The organism is Micromonospora sp. CMU55-4 (assembly GCF_011602315.1).
GTDB classification, from domain to species: Bacteria; Actinomycetota; Actinomycetes; order Mycobacteriales; family Micromonosporaceae; genus Micromonospora; species Micromonospora chalcea.
Genome location: NZ_JAAOLH010000021.1, coordinates 48,357 through 66,681, shown reverse-complemented (window position 1 = coordinate 66,681; position 18,325 = coordinate 48,357). Strand labels below are relative to the sequence as shown.

General features: G+C 75.2%; 19 protein-coding genes. 10 read left to right on the top strand and 9 right to left on the bottom strand.

Annotated features, from left to right (window positions below; all coding sequences use genetic code 11):
• Positions 1-4: 4 nt before the first annotated feature.
• Together HA073_RS27715 and HA073_RS27710 are read left to right on the top strand one after the other, a co-directional pair.
• Positions 5-625, top strand: coding sequence for an L-threonylcarbamoyladenylate synthase (locus HA073_RS27715; protein WP_064445853.1), 621 nt, complete (start codon positions 5-7; stop codon positions 623-625).
• Between the two features lie 78 nt (positions 626-703).
• Positions 704-2,278 carry a Na+/H+ antiporter gene (locus tag HA073_RS27710; protein WP_309228066.1) on the top strand — a complete coding sequence of 525 codons (1,575 nt, stop codon included), beginning with the start codon at positions 704-706 and terminating at the stop codon, positions 2,276-2,278.
• A gap of 38 nt (positions 2,279-2,316) precedes the next feature.
• Here HA073_RS27710 and HA073_RS27705 read toward each other — a convergent pair whose 3' ends face one another.
• Positions 2,317-3,249, bottom strand: coding sequence for a superoxide dismutase (locus HA073_RS27705; RefSeq protein ID WP_166457641.1), 933 nt, complete (start codon positions 3,247-3,249; stop codon positions 2,317-2,319).
• A 116-nt stretch (positions 3,250-3,365) separates the two neighbouring features.
• A complete protein-coding gene (locus HA073_RS27700) occupies positions 3,366-4,814 on the bottom strand; it encodes an endo-1,4-beta-xylanase (RefSeq protein ID WP_043323818.1) in 1,449 nt (482 codons plus the stop codon).
• A gap of 382 nt (positions 4,815-5,196) precedes the next feature.
• On the opposite strand from HA073_RS27700, the gene HA073_RS27695 reads away from it, so the two are divergent.
• Positions 5,197-6,042, top strand: coding sequence for a S1 family peptidase (locus HA073_RS27695; RefSeq protein WP_166457640.1), 846 nt, complete (start codon positions 5,197-5,199; stop codon positions 6,040-6,042).
• Positions 6,043-6,094: 52 nt separating this feature from the next.
• On the opposite strand, the gene HA073_RS27690 is transcribed toward HA073_RS27695, so the two are convergent.
• Positions 6,095-6,427, bottom strand: coding sequence for a putative quinol monooxygenase (locus HA073_RS27690; RefSeq protein WP_043323822.1), 333 nt, complete (start codon positions 6,425-6,427; stop codon positions 6,095-6,097).
• A gap of 40 nt (positions 6,428-6,467) precedes the next feature.
• On the bottom strand, positions 6,468-7,430 hold the full coding sequence (locus HA073_RS27685; RefSeq protein WP_166457639.1) for a hypothetical protein: 963 nt from the start codon (positions 7,428-7,430) through the stop codon (positions 6,468-6,470).
• Positions 7,431-7,595: 165 nt separating this feature from the next.
• On the opposite strand from HA073_RS27685, the gene HA073_RS27680 reads away from it, so the two are divergent.
• The gene (locus HA073_RS27680) at positions 7,596-7,901 is read left to right on the top strand and encodes a DUF1330 domain-containing protein (protein WP_043323825.1); all 306 of its coding nucleotides are present in this window, start codon (positions 7,596-7,598) and stop codon (positions 7,899-7,901) included.
• A 7-nt stretch (positions 7,902-7,908) separates the two neighbouring features.
• Here HA073_RS27680 and HA073_RS27675 read toward each other — a convergent pair whose 3' ends face one another.
• Positions 7,909-8,652, bottom strand: coding sequence for a hypothetical protein (locus tag HA073_RS27675; protein WP_064445858.1), 744 nt, complete (start codon positions 8,650-8,652; stop codon positions 7,909-7,911).
• 71 nt (positions 8,653-8,723) lie between these two features.
• Between HA073_RS27675 and HA073_RS27670 the strand changes: the two genes are divergently transcribed.
• Entirely contained in the window at positions 8,724-9,146 is a 423-nt protein-coding gene (locus tag HA073_RS27670) for a thioesterase family protein (protein ID WP_043323829.1), read from the top strand.
• 7 nt (positions 9,147-9,153) lie between these two features.
• Here HA073_RS27670 and HA073_RS27665 read toward each other — a convergent pair whose 3' ends face one another.
• Together HA073_RS27665 and HA073_RS27660 are read right to left on the bottom strand one after the other, a co-directional pair.
• Positions 9,154-9,813 (bottom strand): response regulator transcription factor, encoded by a 660-nt coding sequence (locus tag HA073_RS27665; RefSeq protein WP_043323831.1) that lies wholly within the window; start codon positions 9,811-9,813, stop codon positions 9,154-9,156.
• Complete coding sequence (locus HA073_RS27660) at positions 9,801-11,084, bottom strand: histidine kinase (protein WP_166457638.1); 1,284 nt, start codon at positions 11,082-11,084, stop codon at positions 9,801-9,803. The genes HA073_RS27665 and HA073_RS27660 overlap by 13 nt, the downstream gene beginning before the upstream one ends.
• A gap of 132 nt (positions 11,085-11,216) precedes the next feature.
• On the opposite strand from HA073_RS27660, the gene HA073_RS27655 reads away from it, so the two are divergent.
• The 4 genes from HA073_RS27655 (at position 11,217) to HA073_RS27640 (ending at position 14,350) form a co-directional block, all read left to right on the top strand.
• A complete protein-coding gene (locus tag HA073_RS27655) occupies positions 11,217-11,858 on the top strand; it encodes a DUF998 domain-containing protein (RefSeq protein ID WP_166457637.1) in 642 nt (213 codons plus the stop codon).
• A gap of 4 nt (positions 11,859-11,862) precedes the next feature.
• Positions 11,863-12,150 carry a DUF1905 domain-containing protein gene (locus HA073_RS27650; RefSeq protein WP_069088624.1) on the top strand — a complete coding sequence of 96 codons (288 nt, stop codon included), beginning with the start codon at positions 11,863-11,865 and terminating at the stop codon, positions 12,148-12,150.
• On the top strand, positions 12,147-13,007 hold the full coding sequence (locus HA073_RS27645; RefSeq protein WP_166457636.1) for a Sir2 family NAD-dependent protein deacetylase: 861 nt from the start codon (positions 12,147-12,149) through the stop codon (positions 13,005-13,007). The genes HA073_RS27650 and HA073_RS27645 overlap by 4 nt, the downstream gene beginning before the upstream one ends.
• 104 nt (positions 13,008-13,111) lie before the next feature.
• A complete protein-coding gene (locus HA073_RS27640) occupies positions 13,112-14,350 on the top strand; it encodes a low temperature requirement protein A (RefSeq protein WP_166457635.1) in 1,239 nt (412 codons plus the stop codon).
• A 3-nt stretch (positions 14,351-14,353) separates the two neighbouring features.
• Here the strand turns inward: HA073_RS27640 and HA073_RS27635 are convergent, their stop codons facing one another.
• On the bottom strand, positions 14,354-14,899 hold the full coding sequence (locus HA073_RS27635; RefSeq protein ID WP_064445864.1) for a hypothetical protein: 546 nt from the start codon (positions 14,897-14,899) through the stop codon (positions 14,354-14,356).
• Positions 14,900-14,968: 69 nt separating this feature from the next.
• Here HA073_RS27635 and HA073_RS27630 point away from each other — a divergent pair, with 69 nt between their 5' ends.
• Positions 14,969-15,547 (top strand): TetR/AcrR family transcriptional regulator, encoded by a 579-nt coding sequence (locus HA073_RS27630; RefSeq protein WP_064445865.1) that lies wholly within the window; start codon positions 14,969-14,971, stop codon positions 15,545-15,547.
• Between the two features lie 25 nt (positions 15,548-15,572).
• Here HA073_RS27630 and HA073_RS27625 read toward each other — a convergent pair whose 3' ends face one another.
• A complete protein-coding gene (locus HA073_RS27625; protein WP_166457634.1) occupies positions 15,573-18,317 on the bottom strand; it encodes an AAA family ATPase in 2,745 nt (914 codons plus the stop codon).
• Positions 18,318-18,325: the final 8 nt, after the last annotated feature.

Below are 18,325 nucleotides of genomic sequence, written 5' to 3'. Positions count from 1 at the left end.
CGTCGTGGCGAGGTACTACGACCTGCATCCGGACAACCCCCAGCCCCGCGTGATCCGGCAGGTGGTGGACCTGCTGCGCGCCGACGGGGTGATCGCGTACCCGACGGACTCCTGCTACGCGCTCGGCTGCCGGATCGGCAACCGCGACGGCGTGGAACGCATCCGCGAGATCCGGCGGCTCGACGACCGGCACCCGTTCACGCTCGTGTGCGCCGACTTCGCCCAGCTCGGCCAGTTCGTCAAGCTCAGCAACGCGGTCTTCCGCCAGGTCAAGTCCGTCATCCCGGGCAGCTACACGTTCCTGCTGCCGGCCACCGCCGAGGTGCCCCGGCGGTTGCAGGACCCGCGCCGGCGGGTGGTCGGGGCGCGCGTGCCGAGCCACACGGTGACCCAGGCGCTGCTGGCCGAACTGGGTGAGCCGCTGCTGTCCAGCACGCTGCTGCTGCCCGGCGAGGACGAGCCGATGACCCAGGGCTGGGAGATCAAGGAACGGCTCGACCACCTGATCGACGCCGTGGTCGACGCCGGTGACTGCGGGCTCGAGCCGACCACCGTGGTCGACCTGTCCGGCGAGGAGCCGGAGATCCTGCGTCGCGGCGCCGGAGACCCGGCCCGCTTCGAGTAACGATCACCGATTCCGCCCCGTCCGGGCGCCGTCGTGGGGCACGGTAGGGACCCGGGGGAACGGTGACGGGGGTACGGCGTGGAAGCACTCCTGCTGATCACGGTGCTCGGCGCCACAGTGCTCGTCGGGACCACGATCGGCGGCCGATACAGCGTCGCGCCGCCCGTACTGCTGATCGCCATGGGCGCGCTGATCGGCCTGCTGCCGCCGTTCGACAACCTGATCCTCGAACCCGAGGTCGTGCTGGTGCTGTTCCTCCCGGCGATCCTCTACCGGGAGAGTCTGGTCATCAGCCTGCGCGAGATCCGCGCCAACCTGGTGGTGATCATCGGCCTCGCCGTCGTGCTGGTGATCATCACGATGGCCGCTGTCGCGTTCACCGCGCAGGCTCTCGGCGTGGCGGCGTCCGCCGCCTGGGTGCTCGGCGCGGTCCTGGCCCCCACCGACGCCGCCGCCGTGGCCGGCCTGGCCAAACGGATGCCGCGCGGCATCCTCACCACGCTGCGCGCGGAGAGCCTGGTCAACGACGGTACGGCGCTCGTGCTCTTCGCCGTGGCGGCCGGCGTGATCGCGGGCGGGACGGTGCCCGGGCCGCTGCTGCTCACCGGCGAGTTCATCGGCAAGTCGGCCGGCGGCGTGGCCGCGGGACTGCTCGTCGGCGCGGTCGTGGTGCTGATCCGCAAGCACGTCGACGACCCGATGCGCGAGGGCGGGCTGAGCATCCTCACCCCGTTCGTGGCGTTCCTGCTCGCCGACGCGGTGCACGCCAGCGGCGTGCTCGCGGTGGTGGTGTCCGGACTGTTGCTGTCCTACGCCGCGCCCCGGGTGATCCGGGCCCGCTCCCGGGTCACCGCGTTCGCGTTCTGGGACCTCTCCACCTTCATGATCAACGGCGGCCTGTTCGTGCTGCTCGGCACGCAGGTGCCGCGTTCACTGCGCAGCATCACCAGCCACTCGCCGGCCGCGTCGCTCGGCATCGCGGTGCTCGTCGCCCTGGTCGTGGTGATGATCCGGCTGCTCTGGGTGCACCTGTCGGTGTCGGCGCTGCAACGGGCGGACCGGCGGGAGTCGAGCCGGGCGCGGCACTTCGACTTCCGCATGCGTACCGCCGTGGGCTGGGCCGGGTTCCGCGGCGCCGTCTCGCTCGCGGCCGCGCTGGCCGTGCCGGTCACCATGCACGACGGCAGCACGGTACGCGAACGCGACCTGATCATCTTCGTCACCGTGGTGGTGATCGTGCTGATCATGCTGGTGCAGGGCACCACGCTGCCCGCGGTCGTGAGCTGGGCCGGCCTGACCGGCGACCGGGAACGCGACGACGAGGTGCGCTGGGCCCGGATCCGGGCCACCGAGGCAGCCCTGGAGGCGCTGCCCCGGGCCGCCAGCGACGTGGGCGCCACCCAGGACACGGTGGACCGGCTGCGCGCCGACTACGAGGACCACCTGGCCGCCGCGCGCGACCCCGGCGGCGAGGAGGCGGAGGGGGAGCGGGAGATGGCCCGCCGGCTGCGGTTGCGGGTGCTCGACCACAAGCGGCAGGAGATCACCCGGCTGCGCAACACCAGGCAGATCGACGACGTGGTGCTGCGGCAGCTCCAGGCGGCCATCGACATCGAGGAGATCCGCCTGCTCGGGCCGGAGATGGAGGAGTGAACCGGCCGCCACCCGGAGAGGGTGGCGGCCGGCGTGGCTCAGCGCGCGTCGACAGCGACGACCGTGTACGGGGTGGTCGGAGTCGGCGGGGTGGTGAACCGGCCGTTCGGCAGGTAGAGCCGGCCGAGCGCGGCGGCCACCGTGGTCGGCACGTCGAAGCCCGGGTCGGTGATGACGCCTCGGGCGACGCCGGCCGTGCCGGCGCGGTTCAGGTCGACCACGGCGACCTGGTTGAGGAAATTCTGCACCACGTACAGCCTGCGGCCGAGCAGCAGCAGGCCGTCACCGTTGAGGAAGGTGGCGCCCGGCACGTCGACGGCGGTGGTGACGCCGGTGGCCGGGTCCACCCGGAACAGCGTGCCGGTGTTCGACTGCACGACGATCAGCGCGCGCCCGTCCGGGGTGGGCGCGATGCCGTTGAGGTTGACGCCGGTGCCGGTCTGCTGGAAGTCACCGGTCAGCGGCAGCGTGGTGAAGCCGTCGGCGGGCGGCAGCTTGCCGCCGCGTCCGAGCGGCAGGCGGTAGAGCACCGGCCGGTTCGAGTCGGTGAACCAGGCGGCGTCGCGGGTGAGCGTCACGTCGTTGACGAACGTCGGCGCCTCGGCGAACCGGTAGCTCGCGAGCACGGCGCCGGTGCGGGTGTCGACGACCCGGGCGTCCCCGGCGGTGCCGCCGGCGACGAAGAGCCGGCCCCGCGCGTCGACCTTCAGGCCGAGCGACGGGGTGCCGGTGGCGGGGCTGACCTGCTTGCCCGCCCCGGTGATCAGGTCGGCGCGGTAGATCTCACCGGTGGCCCGCGACCCGAACCAGGCGTAGCGGCCGGCGGCGGCGACGCCCTCCGGCTGGAAGCCGTCCGGCAGCGCGATCACGCTCGGGCGGCGGTCGTGGGCGGCGGCGGGGGCCGGGGCGGCGGTGGTGACGAGGGTGGCGGCCAGGGCGACGCCGAGGACGGTCCTGATGCGTCGGTTCACTGTGGTCCTTCCGGACGAAACGGTGGAACAGGACCTGCCCCACTGTACGGTCGCCGGCCGGCGACCGCCGGGGACGCGACCCGGCACGGTGCTCCCGTGCCGGGTCGCGCCGACTGTCAGCCGGCCGCGCAGGCCGGCGTGCCGGAGGGCGCCGTGCCGGTGCCCTGGAATCCGAACTCGGTGGTGCCACCGGCACCGACCTGACGGTTGTAGTCCACGTTGCGGAACGTCACCGCGCCGGTGGTGCCGCTGGCCTGGGCGCTCCAGGTGTTCGTGACCGCCGAGCCCGAGGGCACGGTGAGCGACACGGTCCACCCGTTGAGCCCGCTGGAACCAGCGGTGATCCGTACGTTGGTGACGAAGCCGCCCGGCCACTGGTTGGTGGTGATCGTGGCGGTGCAGGCGCCGGTCGGCGGCGGAGTCGTCGTCGGCGGCTCACTGGTCGGCGGCGTGCTGGTCGGCGGCGTCGAGGTGGGCGGGGTGCTGGTCGGCGGCGCGGTGGTGGGCGGCGGGGTGCCGCCCTCGTTGAGCGCGTTCAGCACGGCGGTGTACGCCTGCTTCTTGTTGCCGCTGCCGTCGAACAGCAGCGGGGTGCCGCTGGCCCGCCACGAGTCGGTGTCGCGGATGCCCCACACGGTGATGCCGTTGCAGCGCGCCACAGCCAGGCAGTCCCGGGTCACGTTGCCGTACGAGGTGGCCTGGCTGCTGCCGGAGCCCTCGATGTCCAGCTCGGTGATCTGCACGTCGACGCCGAGCGCGGCGAAGTTCTGCAGCGTGGTGCGGTAGTTGCTCGGGTACGGCGACCCGCTGTTGAAGTGCGACTGGAGGCCGACGCAGTCGATCGGCACGCCCCGGGACTTGAAGTCCCGCACCATGTTGTAGACGCCCTGGGTCTTGGCCCAGCTCCAGTTGTCGATGTTGTAGTCGTTGTAGCAGAGCTTGGCGCCCGGGTCGGCGGCGCGCGCGGCACGGAACGCGGCCTCGATCCAGTCGTTGCCGGTCTGCTGGAGGTTCGAGTTGCGGCGGGCGCCGCTGTTGCCGTCGTCGAACGCCTCGTTCACCACGTCCCAGGAGTGGATCTTGCCCCGGTAGTGGGTGGCGACCTGGGTGACGTGGTTGATCATCGCGTCGCGCAACGCGCTGCCGGACAGGCTTCCCGTCCACCCGGGCTGCTGCTGGTGCCAGAGCAGCGCGTGGCCGCGTACCCGCATGCCGTTGGCCTGGGCGTGCGCGACGAGCCGGTCGCCGTTGGTGAAGTTGAACTGGTTCCGGGACGGCTCGGTGGCGTCCCATTTCATCTCGTTCTCGGCGGTGACCATGTTGAACTCGCGGTTCAGGATGCCGACGTACGTGCTGTCGGACAACTTGTTCACCGCCACCGCCGTGCCGAAGTACCGGCCCTGCTCCGCCGCCGACGCGCCGAGCGTCGTGCCGGCGCTGGCGCTGGTCGCCACCGCTATCGTGGCGGCGACCATCGCGGCCCCCGCCACCATCGCGACCACAGCGGTCCGCGGGCGTGACCGGGCTGCCGCGCTCCCGCTGCCGCGGGCGAGCACCTTGTCCATCTGAACGCCTCTCTAGCCTGTCAATGGGATCGGCTCGCCTCGGCCACCGCCCGCCACGATGTCGGCTCCGCGCGGTCGCCCGGTGGCCGCGCCAGCTCGGGGAGCGACTCCCCGGCACATCGTGAGTGGATCGAAGCGAATCTCTGCCCGGAGCCTACCGGAAGCGTTCCGAAAACTTAATCACCTCGATGCGTCGACATCGGGGCACGCGGTGGCGGGTGGAGGGCGGGAATCCGAGGGCGGGCGCGGGGGGACGGGCGCGCGCACCGTCCGCCGCGACTCCGGAAGTTTCGGGAATCGCCGGTTCTGCCGGTTGAGTGGATCGCGCCCGCGGGCTGATGCTGTGCCAATCGACCGTAGACGATGGAGGAGGTCCCGGAGGATGCGCCGACCCGCGCTCGTCGTACTCGTCCTCGCCGTCCTGCTGACCGGCGCTCCGGCGGTCGCCCGGGCCGGCGTCGCCACTCCACCGGCCGGGCCCGCCGCGCTCGCCGGGATCCGCACGCCCGGCACCGCCTGGGAGCACGACCCGGCCACCGGCCGGCTCACGGTCACCGCCGACGACACGGTACGCGGCAGCGAGCTGGCCGCGCTGCGCCGGACCGCGGCCCGGGCCGGCGCGGTGCTGCGCCACGAACCCGGGCGGCTGCGTACGCTCATCGCCGCCGGTCAGGCGATCTACGGCGGCGGCGGGCGCTGTTCACTGGGCGCGAACGTGCGCAGCGGCGCCACCTGGTACTTCGTCACCGCCGGACACTGCACGCGCCTCGCCGCCACCTGGTACGCCGACAGCGCCCGCACGACGGTGCTGGGCAGCCGGACCGGCAGCAGCTTCCCCGGCAACGACTACGGCGTGGTCCGCTACACCGGAACCGTCGCCCACCCGGGCGCGATCCACACCTACCCGGGGCAGGTCACCGTAACCGCCGCCGGCAGCGCGTACGTCGGTCAGGCGGTCTGCCGCAGCGGCGCCACCACCGGCGTGCGGTGTGGCACCGTCACCGGGTTGAACGCCACAGTCAACTACGCCGAGGGCAGCGTCACCGGGCTCATCCGCACGAACATCTGCGCCGAGCCGGGCGACAGTGGCGGCCCGCTCTACGTGGCCGCGACCGGCGTCGTCCTCGGCGTGCTGTCCGGCGGCAGTGGCAACTGCACGAGCGGTGGCACCAGCTACTACCAGCCGATCTTGGAGATCCTCGCCGCCTACGGCCTGACCATCCCCTGACCGGCCGCGCGGGCGGCCCGCCGCGCCGCCCGCGCGCAGTTGCGCCGTCCGGTCAGGCGTCGCCGGGTACGGCCATCTCGCCCAGGCGCGACCAGTCCTGCTGCGGCACCGTCACGTTGACGATCCGGGGCGTCTCGGCCAGGTGCGGCGGCAGCGTGCGCTGGGCTTCGCGGAAGTGCTCCGACTGCACGTGCGCCGCGCCCGCCTCGTCGTCGCGGAACGCCTCGACCAGCACGTACTCGGTCGGGTCGTCCAGGCTGCGGGACCAGTCGAACCACAGGCAGCCGGGCTCGGCCCGGGTCGCGGCGGTGAAGTCGGCGGCGATCCGCGGCCAGTTGTCGGCGTCTTCGGGGCGGACCCGGAACTTGGCGGTAATGAAGATCATGGGATCAGGCTACCCAGGGCCGCCGGTGACCCGCGCCCGATCAGCTCTTGGCCGCCGGGCCGAGCAGTTCGGCCGCCCGCCGGTCGGCGAACGCGGTGACCGCCTGCTGCCCGGCGCCGAACACGATGGCCAGGACCAGCAGCGCGGCGGTGCTGCTCACACTGGTCTCCACCAGGCCGCCGATGACCAGCATGATGCCGACCACCGCCACCAGCGGGCCGACCGCGAGCTTGAGCAGCCCCTGCTGGAACGGCAGCTTGTAGGGCAGCCCGCCGGACCGGGACGTGATCATCGACGGCAGCGCGCTGAGGAACGCGCCGAGCGCCCCGGCGATCAGCACGAAGAACAGCAGCCGCCAGGCCGGTACGCCACCGGCGTCGGTCGGCGCCTCCAGCAGCCGGACGTCGTGGCTGAGCCACTGCACCAGCACCACGAGGATCTCCGCCACCAGCGCGAACACCGACAGCCCCAGCATCCGGTTGCGCAGCCGCCGCGCCGACTCGTGGAACTCGTCGGACGCGGAGTGGAAGCGCAGCAGCAGCGCCTGCACCCGGGCGCGCAGCAACTCCACGGGCACCCCGCCGGTCGCGGTGTCGAGGTCGCTGAGCACCTTGTCGTCGGCCGGCAGCACCTGCGCCGCCGCGCTGCGGTACGCCGGCAGCAGCCCGGCCAGCTCGTCCGGGCTGCGCAACCCCACCATGGCCCGCTCCACCGAGTGGATGGTCTGCCACGCGTACTCCAGGTTGCCGCCGCGCAACCACTCGACCACGCCGCTGCGTCCGAGCACCACCTCCACCCGGGACAGCTGCGCGCGCAGCGCCTCGGCCCGATCGGGGTCGCGCGCGGACAGCACCGCGAGCTGCTGGTACAGGTCGTCGAGTTTGGTCCGTACGCGGACCTGCCACACCGCGCCGGGAACCGGCGTGGCGGGCCGGGACGGCCCGCCCTCCGGCGTGTTCCGGGGCTCGGGTATGGCCTCCGGCTGGGTCTCCTGCTCGATCATCCTGCCCCACCTCTTTCCCCCACGCCGCCCGGACCTGCTACCAGTATTCGCAGGTCAGAGCCATAATGGCTAGAGCACACCGGACAGTCGACCCGGCTCGCGGAGGCGGCGGATCCGGCCCGACGGACGAGGCCGGAGCGCTCGGGCGGTCGGTAGCCTGAGCCGGTGACCGTCTACGCCCTCGCGCAGCTCACCATCCACGACCGGGCGCGCTACGACAGGTATGCCGCCGCCTTCCCGCCGGTGCTGGCCCGCTACGGCGGTCGGCTGCTCGCCGCCGACACCAGCCCGCGCGTGGTCGAGGGGGAGTGGCCGCACCACAAGGCGGTGCTGCTGTCGTTCGACAGCCGGGAGGACTTCGAGCGCTGGTCCACCTCGCCGGAGTACCGGGAGATCTCCCGGGACCGGGAGGCGGCCACCGAGGGCGTGGTCCTGCTGCTCGACGGGATCGGTCACGCCTGGCCGGCCTGACGACCGGTCAGAGCCGGTGGCGTACCCACACGTTGGGCTCCACGTACGCAGCGTGGTCGTGGTCGACGTCGACGAGCACCGGCGTCAACGCACCAGGCACCCGCACCGGCCCGGAGGTGTCGAACGGCAGCCCGGTCCAGCGCCGCCAGTCCGCGAGCGTCCCGGTCACCGTCATCGACCGGGGCGCGACCCGCTCGATCACCCCGCCCGCCCGCACGTGCACCCGCAGCCACGGATCGGCCGGCAGACCGTCGGGGCGGCGGCGGGCCGCGTACTCGGTCATCGGCACGTCCGGGGCGTCGGCCTTGCCGTTCGGGCGCACCGGCGCCACCAGCGTGTCGAACCCGGCGCGGGCCACCGCCGCGCGCATGGCCGCGAGCATCAGCCCGGACACCCCGCCGCCGCGCCGGTCCGGGCGCACGCAGATCTCCAGCGCGGACACCAGGTTGGGGGTGGACCCGGTGAGCCGGCCGAGCGTGGCCCGCTGGATCACCCGGTCCCAGCCGCCGTCGGGCAGCTCGTCCTCCGTCCAGCGCAACGGCGCCGCGTAGCCCCGGGCGACGGCCCGGCCCGGCTCGGCCGGGTCGACGGCGGCGAAGACGAACTCGGGGTACGTCTCGTGCGCGACGCCGTAGTAGAGCGCGCCCATCGGATCCCAGAGCATGAACGGCGGCCAGGCGCCGTCGAAGTCGGTGTCGAGCAGTGGCGCCAGGTCGGGCCGCTGCGCCAGGGTCACGATCTCCAGAGTCACGCCGGGGAGGCTAGAGCCGCGCGGCCCGGACCGCACGCCGTTTTGTCCGCGCCGCTGGTTAGGCTGCCGGCATGGCAGATCCGTTCCGGGTGCGCGTCACCGTGCGCGGCTACGAACTCGACACGCAGGGGCACCTCAACCAGGCGGTCTACCTCCAGTACGCCGAGCACGCCCGCTGGGAGTGCCTGCGCGCCTCCGGCATCGGCCAGGACCGGCTGATCGCCGGAGGCGTCGGGCCGGTCGCGCTGGAGGTGACGGTGCGTTACCTGCGGGAGCTGCGCGGCGGCGACGAGGTCGACGTGACCTGCGAGTTCCACTGGGGCGAGGGCAAGACGTTCCGGATCGGCCAGGAGTTCACCCGCGCGGACGGCACCCCCGTCGCCTCGGTGTCCGGCGTCGGCGGCCTGCTCGACCTCGCCGAACGGCGGCTGGTGCCCGACCCGCGCGAGCGGTTCCGGGCGCTGGCCACCGACCCCGCGCCGATGAGCCTGTAGCGCCCGGTCAGCCCGCCGCGCGCAGGTGGGCGAGCACTGCCAGCACCCGCCGGTTGGTGTCCTCGTCCGGCGGCAGGCCGAGCTTGGCCAGGATGTTGCCCACGTGCTTGCCGATCGCCGCCTCGGTGACGTGCAGCCGCGCCGCGATCGCGCTGTTGGAGTGGCCCTCGGCGACCAGGCCCAGCACCTCCCGCTCCCGGGGGGACAGCGCGCCGAGCGGGTCGCGCGGGCGGCGCAGCAGGTGCCGCACCACGTCCGGGTCGACGGCGGTGCCGCCGGCCGCCACCCGGCGCAGCGTCGCGGCGAACTCCTCGACGTCCGCCACCCGGTCCTTGAGCAGGTAGCCGACCCGGTTGCCGTCGCCGCTGTCGAGCAGCGCGGCGGCGTACCCGCTCTGCACGTGCTGGCTGAGCACCACCACGGCGAGGTCCGGGCGTTCGGCGCGCAGCGCGACCGCCGCCCGCAGGCCGTCGTCGCGGTGCTGCGGCGGCATCCGGATGTCGGTCACCAGCAGGTCGGGCCGGTGGGTGCGGACCGCGTCGAGCAGGTCCGGGGCGGAGCCGACGGCGGCGTCCACAGCGAAACCGAACCGGGTCAGCAGGCCCACCAGACCCTCCCGGAGCAGCACCTCGTCCTCGGCCAGGACGACCCGGATCACGGACGGCACGGCAGCTCCACCCGCACGAGGGTAGGCCCACCGGGCGGGCTGGACAGCAGCAGCCGCCCGTCCACCGCCGCCACCCGGTCCGCGAGCCCGGTCAGGCCGGTGCCGCGCGCCGGGTCGGCGCCGCCCCGGCCGTCGTCGCGTACCTCCACCACCAGCAGTCGTTCGTCGCGGATCAGGCGCACCTGCGCCCGGGTCGCCCCGGAGTGCCGGGCCACGTTGCCGAGCGTCTCCGAGACCACGTACCAGGCGGTGGTCTGCACCAGGTCCGGCACCGGGCGGGTCAGGTCGGCGTGCACGGTGACCGGGACGACCGACCGGGCGGCCAGATCACCGACGGCGGCGGCCAGGCCGAGTTCGGTGAGCTGCTGCGGGCGGATGCCCTGGACGATCCCGCGCAACGTCACCATCAGCTCCTTGGCCTGCTCGTGCGCCGCCGCGAGCGGCTTCGCCGCCGGGGAGTCGTCCGGCACGTCGAGGCGGGCCAGCCCGAGCTGGAGGGTGAGGCTGGTCAGGCGCGGCTGCACGCCGTCGTGCACGTCCCGCTCGACGCGGCGGCGCTCGGCCTCGTAGGCGCTCACCAGGCGGGCCCGGGACCGGGTCACCTCGCGCAGCGCCGTCCCGCCGGGCGCGTCGTCGAGCAGCAGGCGGGCCACCGCCGCCTGGGCCGCGACGAGCAGCCCGGCCAGGTAGACCAGCGCGGGGACCGCCAGCAGACCGGCGACCGCGTACGGCACCGCCTCGGCGGGGGAGTCGACAGTGGCCCAGATCAGCACGATGCGGTCCTCGCCGCCGGCCAGCCACGGACCGGCCACCAGCGCCACGTCCAGCAGCACGAGCAGACCGAACATCCCGTACGCCAGCGGCACCGCCACACCCAGCACCGCCAGGTACGCGCCCTCCCGCCACCCGTCGGCGGTGGTGAAGCGGGCGACGAGTCCCCGCCATTTCGGCGCGGTCACCGGGCGGTCGTCGACCAGGCCGAGACGCCACCGCTCGACGGCCGCCACCGGCGCGCCGGCCAGCGGCGCGAACGCCACCACCGCCAGCGCCAGCACGGCCAGCACCGCCAGCGCCGTGGCGTCGACCGGGCGGCCCCGCCGCAGCGCGCCGGCCACCAGCAGCAGCGGCGCGGCGACCACCGCCGCGCCGAGCGCCGCCGCGCCGGCCAGGGGCAGGGTCGTGACGGCGTACGCCAGGGCCCGCCACGGCCACGCGGACAGCAGGTAGCGGCGGCGGCGCAACGCTGCCGCCAGCCCGTGATCAACGGTCATGCCGTGACGCTAGCCAGACCCCGCCGCCCTTCCCAGCCATCCAGGCCCCATCCGCGGGTAGGTCTGGCCCTACCTCGAACCGGCCCGCCACGCCCCGTGCGCCGGGGCGCCCCGAGACGGTGCACTCGTCGGGTGAGAAACCGCCTCGCGGGCGCCTGCTGGCTGCTCGCCGCCGTGTCGTTCCCGGCCGCCAACGTCCTCGTCGGCCTGGCCTGGGACCAGCCCCGGTTCAGCTGGGCCGAGCACAATATCAGCGACCTCGGCAACGTGACCTGCGGCGTGTGGGACACCAGCCGGCCGCGTCCGGTCTGCTCACCGTGGCACGCGGGCATGAACGCCGTGTTCGTCGGCGCCGGGCTGCTGCTCGCGGTCGGCGCGTTGCTCGCGCGCCGGGCGCTGCGCCCGGGCCGCGCCGCGACCGTCACCGTGGCGTCGGCAGTGGCCGCCGGGTCCGGGTACGTGCTGGCCGGTCTCTACCCGGCCGACGTGGACGAGAACCTGCACGTGCTCGGCGCGCTGCTGGTCTTCGCGCTCGGCAACGCGGCGCTGCTGGCCGCCGCGCTCGGCCGGTCGCCGCTGCTGCGTGAGCTGCGGACCGTCAGCGCGGTCCTGGGTCTGCTCGGGCTGGCCGGCACCGTGCTGTTCCTGGCCCGGGTGGACGCCGGCATCGGCGTGGGCGGCATGGAGCGTGTCGCCGTGTTCCCGCTGTTCGCCTGGGTGACGGCGGCCGGGCTGCGGCTGCTCGGGTTCCGTCGGTCCCGGCCCCTATCCTGACCGGATGGAGCTGGCGTTCAGCGGCGAGGTGTGGTTCTGGCGCGGCCCGGCGCCGTACCACTTCGTCACGGTGCCCGACGAGCAGAGCGCGGCGATCGAGGCCGCCTCGGCGTCGGTCACCTACGGCTGGGGCATGATCCCGGTGACGGTCCGCATCGGCGGCACCGACTGGCGGACATCGCTGTGGCCCAAGGACGGCCGGTACGTGGTGCCGCTGCGGGTCGCGGCGCGCCGGGCCGAGGGCATCGAGCTGGGTGACCGGGTCGACGTGCGGCTGACGGTGGACGTGTGACCGGGCCGGAGCTGGCCGAGGCGGGCCGGCTGCTGGCCGCCGCGCGCCGGCCGGTGGTGTTCACCGGGGCCGGCATGTCGGCGGAGAGCGGCGTGCCGACGTTCCGGGACGCCCAGACCGGGCTGTGGCAACGCTACGACCCGCAGGAGCTGGCGACACCGGCCGCGTTCCGCGCCGACCCGGCGCTGGTCTGGGGCTGGTACGAGGCACGCCGGCGCGGGGTGCGCCGGGCCGAGCCGAACCCGGGGCACCGGGCGGTGGCGGCGATCGCGGCCCGGCTGCCGGACACCGTGGTGATCACCCAGAACGTCGACGACCTGCACGAGCGCGGCGGCGTGCCCGCCCCGGTACGCCTGCACGGCAGCCTGTTCGCGCCCCGCTGCTCGGCCTGCGCCCGGCCCGCGCCGCTGCCGTCGGACCTGCCGCCGTCCGCCGATCCGCCGGAGCCGCACGACGGGGCGGAACCGCACGACGGGGCGGAACCGCACGGCGGGGCGGAATCGCATGCGCCGGAGGCGCACGACGGGCCGCTGGACCCGCCCGCGTGCGCCGACTGCGGCGCGCCGGTGCGGCCCGGGGTGGTGTGGTTCGGCGAGGCGCTGCCGTCGGCCGCGCTCGACGCGGCGGTCGAGGCGGCCTCCGGCTGCGACCTGCTGCTGACGGTGGGCACCTCCGCGCTCGTGCACCCGGCCGCCGAGATCCCGCTCGTGGCGGCCCGTCTCGGCGCGCCGGTGGTGCAGGTGAACCCGGTACCGACGCCGCTGGACGCGATCTGCGCGGTGAACCTGCGTGGCCCGGCCGGCGAGGTGCTGCCCGCGCTGGTCCGCGCCGCCTGGCCGGACGACGCGGTCGGCTGAACTGACCGCAGGCCGAGCCCGGCGTGATCCCGGGAATCGCCCGATCGTCACCCCTGCGCCGCCTACCGTCGGCGCAGGAGGTGGACCGGCGGAGGGCGGCGGGCGTGGGACGCGAACGGGTGCGACGACGGCCGCGCGCGCCCCGGCCGGGGCCGGACGAGCGCCGGGTCACGCCCTTCGAGATCTTCTTCGACCTGGTCTTCGTCTTCGCGCTCACCCGGATCATGGCGCTGATCGAGCCGCACCCGACCCCGGCCGGGATGGCCAAGGGCCTGCTCCTGCTCGTGCTGCTCTGGGTGGCGTGGTTGTCGTACACCTGGTTGGGCAACCACACGCCCGCCGACGTCGGGGTGGTGCGCGGCGGGTTCCTGGTCGCGATGGCCGCGTTGTTCCTGGCCGCGCTCGCCATGCCGCAGGCGTGGACGCCGGGCCCGGGGCTGGACGGTCCGTTGATCGTCGTGCTGGCCTACGTGGTGCTGCGCGCGGTGCACCTGACGCTGTTCCACTGGGCCGCGGCGGGTGACCCGGAACTGCGCGCCCGGATCCGGTTCTTCGCGTGCGTCAGCGCCGTCGGCTGGGTGCCGCTGCTGCTCGGCGCGCTGCTGGACGGTGCCGCGCACGCGGCGCTGTGGGTGCTGGGCTTCGCCGTCGAGGTGGCCGGGCAGCGGCTGTCGTACGCCCGCCGGGGCGCCTGGCCGCTGCGCAGCCCGACGCACTTCGCCGAGCGGTACGGCCTGGTGCTGATCATCTCGCTGGGGGAGTCGGTGGTGGCCGCGGGAGTGGGCGCGGCCTCGGCGGTCACCGAGTCGTCGGTCCTCGCCGTGGCGCTCGTCGGTTTCGTGGTGACCGTCTGCCTCTGGTGGCTCTACTTCCGCAGCACGTCCCCGGAGGCGGCCCGGGCGCTCGCCGCCGCACCGGCGGCGCGTCGGGACCGGATGGCCGCGGACGCCTACAGCCAGACCCATCTGCTGCTCGTCGCCGGCGTCATCTACCTGGCGCTCGGCATCGAGCAGGTGCTGGAGCACGTCGCCGACCCGGAGGCCGGGCCCCGGCTGAACCGCTCGGCCGCGGTGGCGCTGTTCGGTGGCGCGGCCGTCTACCTGGCCGGACGGCTGCTGTTCCGGCGGCTGACCGGTCAGCCGGTGGGAGCGGCCCGGCTGGCCGTCGCCGGTGCGGCGTTGCCGCTGGCCGCGCTCGGGACGGCGCTGCCGCCGCCGCTGGCGCTGGCGGCGCTGGCCGGGCTGTTGCTGGTCGCGATCGCCGTCGATCGGCGCGGTGAGCCGTCCGCCGCCGGGCGGTCGGCGAATCAGCCGGTAGGCCGGGTCGCCGGGGGCGGAGGGTGAGCCTCACGCGTCGCGCGGCGCCCGCTTCGGGAAGACGGTGTACGCGACCGGCCAGAACACCAGCCAGCCCGCCATCACCACGGTGAGCCGGCCGGCCCACGCCCACAGCTCGGCGGTGCGCTCGCCGTCGCCGACCAGGGCGATGCCGCCGAGCAGCACGGCGCAGGCGACCGCCCAGCCGATCATGCCCTTGCCCCACTCGCGCCACTCGTGCCGGGCCCGCGCCATCCCGTACTTCGGGGCCCGGCGCGGGGGAGGCCCGCCGGCGAACCGGTGCGCGAACCGCTCGTCGGCCCAGCGCACCATGCTGTGTCCGAACGCCACCGAGAACCCGAGGTACGCGGCGGCGAGGCCGTGGGCGAACGTGGCTGTCGCGCCCCGGCGCAGGTCGATCATCGTGGCGGCCAGCAGCACGAGATCGACCACGGGCACGGCGATCAGCAGCGCCGCGCCGAGGCGGGGCCGGCGCAGCGGGTACCGGGCGATCAGCCCGGCGAGCAGCACCACCCAGAACGCCACCTCGCATCCGACGATCACTGCCACGAGCATGCGGCCTCCTTTTTTAGTACGCTGTGCGATAACCGTAGCAGCGTTCGTCGACCAGGTTCCGGAGGGCCCGTGCCCAAGATCGTCGACCACGACGCGCGCCGTGCCGAGCTGGCGCGGGCGATGTGGCGGGTCGTCTACCGCGACGGCGTCGGCGCCGCCACCGTGCGCAGCATCGCGGCCGAGGCGGGCTGGTCACCGAGCGCGCTGCGGCACTACTTCACGACCCAGACCGAACTGCTGGTGTTCGCCATGGAGCACGTACAGGCCGAGGCGGCCGAGCGGATCGCCGCCGACGACCGGACCGGCAGCCCCCACGAGGTCGCCCAGCGGGTGCTGGAACACCTGCTGCCGCTGGACCGGCAGCGCGTCCGCGAGGCCGAGGTGTGGCTGCTGCTCGCCGCGCGCGCCCAGACCGACCCGGCCGCGCGATCCCGGATGGCCGAGGCGGACGACGGCATCCGCCGCGCCGCCGAGTTCGCCGTCTGCCTCCTCACCGGGGAACCGGCCCCCGACCCCGAGGCGGTCGCCGGGCTGCACGCCCTGCTCGACGGGCTCGCGCTGCACGCGCTGCTGCACCCCGAGCGGATGCCACCCGCGCGCGCCCGGGCGCTGCTCGGCGCGCACCTGGACACGCTCGCCGCGCCCTGACCGCCCCGGCCGCGTCCTGAGCGACTCAGTCGCCCGGACGCCGGCCCATCGCCGCGCCCAGCTCGGCGCGGCTGGCGATGCCCAGCTTGCGGTAGACCCGGGCCAGGTTCGCCTCGACCGTCTTCGGGCTGATGTAGAGCGCGTCGGCGATGAGCCGATTCGTCTGCCCCCGGGCGGCGAGCCGGGCCACCCGCTCCTCCGTCGCGGTGAGCGCCGTCGGGGCCGGGGTGCGGGCGCCGATGCGGCCCAGCTCCGCCCGTGCCCGGTCGGCGAACGCGGACGCGCCGAGCGCGTCGAACTCGGCCACCGCCGCGTCGAGCGCCGCCCGCGCCTCCCGCCGCCGCCGCACCCGCCGGTACGCCCGCCCGGCCGCGAGCAGGCAGCGGGCCCGGTCCAACGGCAGCACCGCCTCCGGCACCGTGGCCCGGGCCTGCGTCAGCGCGTCCAGCGCCTCGCCCGGGTCCGCGCCCGTCGCGCCGGCCAGCAGCACCCGGCTGCGGGCCAGCCCGAGCGTCGTCCACGGCCGCGGCAGCCGCGCGTGCCGCCGGGCCAGCCGGTCCAGCGCCGCGTGCGCGGTGTCCAGGTCACCGGCGCCCACGCACGCCTCGATCCAGTCCGGCTCGAACCGCTGCCCCAGCGGCTCGACGATGCCCGAACCGTCCAGGTCGGCCGCGAGCGAGCCGTACGCCGCCGCGGCCGTGACCCACTCGCCCGAGGCGAGCGCCACCAGCCCGGTGAGCTGGTGGTGCAGCCGGCGGCTCCACGCGTCGCCGAGGTCGTCGTCGCGACGTAGCCCGGCGGCGGTGGCACCCGCCCGCGCCAGCCGGCCCCGGTGCGCGTCGAGCATGCCGGCCAGCCAGCTCTCGCCCACCAGGCCGGTGCCGAGCTGCTCACCCAGGTCACGGGCGTCGGCGATGTGCGTACCGGCCTCGGCGAACCGCCCGGCGAGCAGTTCCGTCTCGCCGAGGTGGGTGAGCGCCTCGTGCCGCAGCGGGTCGTCCCCGCGCGCCACCGCCCGGTCCAGCATCAGGTGCAGCCGGGCCCGGGCCCGGTCGTGGTCGTCGACGGCCTTCCACCAGATCGCCGGCACCGAGCCGGCCAGGTAGGACGGTTCGCCGGCCTCCAGCGCCAGCGCCCGGTCGAGCAGGCCGGTCGGCGCCTCGCCACCGGCGCGTACCTCGTGGAAGAAGAACAGCAGCAGCGCGGCGGTGAACAGCGGGCGGTGGTCGTCGCGGTCGGAGAGCCGGGCGATCGCCGCCCGCGCGTGCGCCCGCGCGGCCTCCGGCTGGTCGTGGAACATCGTCAGGTGCGTGTGGATCCGCCCGGCCAGGTCCCCGTCCGGCCCGGCCGCGGCGAGCGCCTGCTCGGCCACGCGCACGGCGGTGACCAGGTCGTCGGCGCACCAGGCGACGAGGGCGCGCAACAGCAGCGCCTCACCCCGCTCGGCGCCGGTCAGCTCCTCGGCCGCGGCCTCGGCGGCCCGGCCGGCCGCCGCGTAGTCCCCGCTGTCGATGCGGCACTGCACCGCGTCGAGGCGACGCCGGTTGCGGTCGGCGGTGGCGGCCTGCGGGGTCAGCTCGGCCGCCCGGGCGTACCAGTCGGCGGCGAGCGCGGGCGCGCCGCGTATGCGCTGCCGGGCCGCCGCGGCGGCCAGGTCGGCGGCGACGTCCGCGTCCGGCGCGACAGCGCACCGGGCCAGTTGCCGGGCCCGCTCGTCGGGGTCGGCGACCGCGCGGGCGAGCACCGCGTGCAGGCGCCGCCGGGCTCCCGGCGGGATGCTCTCCCGGACCGCCGCAGCGTACCGGGGGTGGGCGAAGCTGATCCGGCTCGGCGTGACCACGACCAGCCCGGCGTCCTCCGCCGCGTCCAGCGCGCCGGGCGGCATGCCCGCCGCCGTCAGGTCCCGCATGTCCGGCACGGTCAGCAGCGCGGCCAGCCGGACCGCCTCCCGGCTCGGGCCGGGCAGCGCCCGCAGCGTCTCGGCGAGCAGCCGGCGCAGCGACGACGGTACGGGCAGGTCCTCGTCGTGCGCGGGTGGGCGGGGCAGCCGCAGCACCGCCCGGGCCAGTTCGACGGCGAGCAGCGGGTTGCCGTCGGCGTCGCGTGCCAGCCGCTCGACCAGCGGGCGGCTGAGCGTGCCGCCGAGGCGGGCCTGAAGGATGCGGTGCAGGTCGGGCGCGGGCAGCGGCGGTACGTCGGCGCGCAGCAGCGGGTGCCGGCCGGTCGGGTCGTCGTCCAGCCCGAGCGGCACCGGCGTCGCCGGGGTCTCGCCGGTGCGGTGGGTGGCCAGGACGGCGGGCCACCGGGACAGCCGGCGCAGCGCGAACCGCAGCGCCCGGGCGCTCGGCAGGTCCAGCCACTGCGGGTCGTCGACGGCGAGCAGGAGCCGGGGCGCGTCCGTGACCGCCGCGTCGAGCAGGGTGCGGGTGGCGGCGCCCACGGCCCGTTCGTCGACCGCCGCGCCGTCGTGCTCGCCGGTCAGGAGCACCATGTCGGCCGCCGCGCGTTGCGGCGCCGGCAGCCCCGGTAGCGCGTCGGCCAGCGGGCGCAGCACGTCCGCCAGCGCCGCGTACGGCAACGCGCTCTCGGCCTCGGTGGGCGCGGCGGACAGCACCCGCCAGCCGGTGCGCCGGGCGTGGCCGAGCACTGCTCGCCACAGCGTCGTCTTGCCGATGCCGCTGGGACCGTCGAGGAGCACCGGAGTGCCCGCCGCCAGGGCGCGCCACACCCGCTCGACGACCGCGTCGCGGCCGACCAGTGCGGCGTCCATGGCGGGAT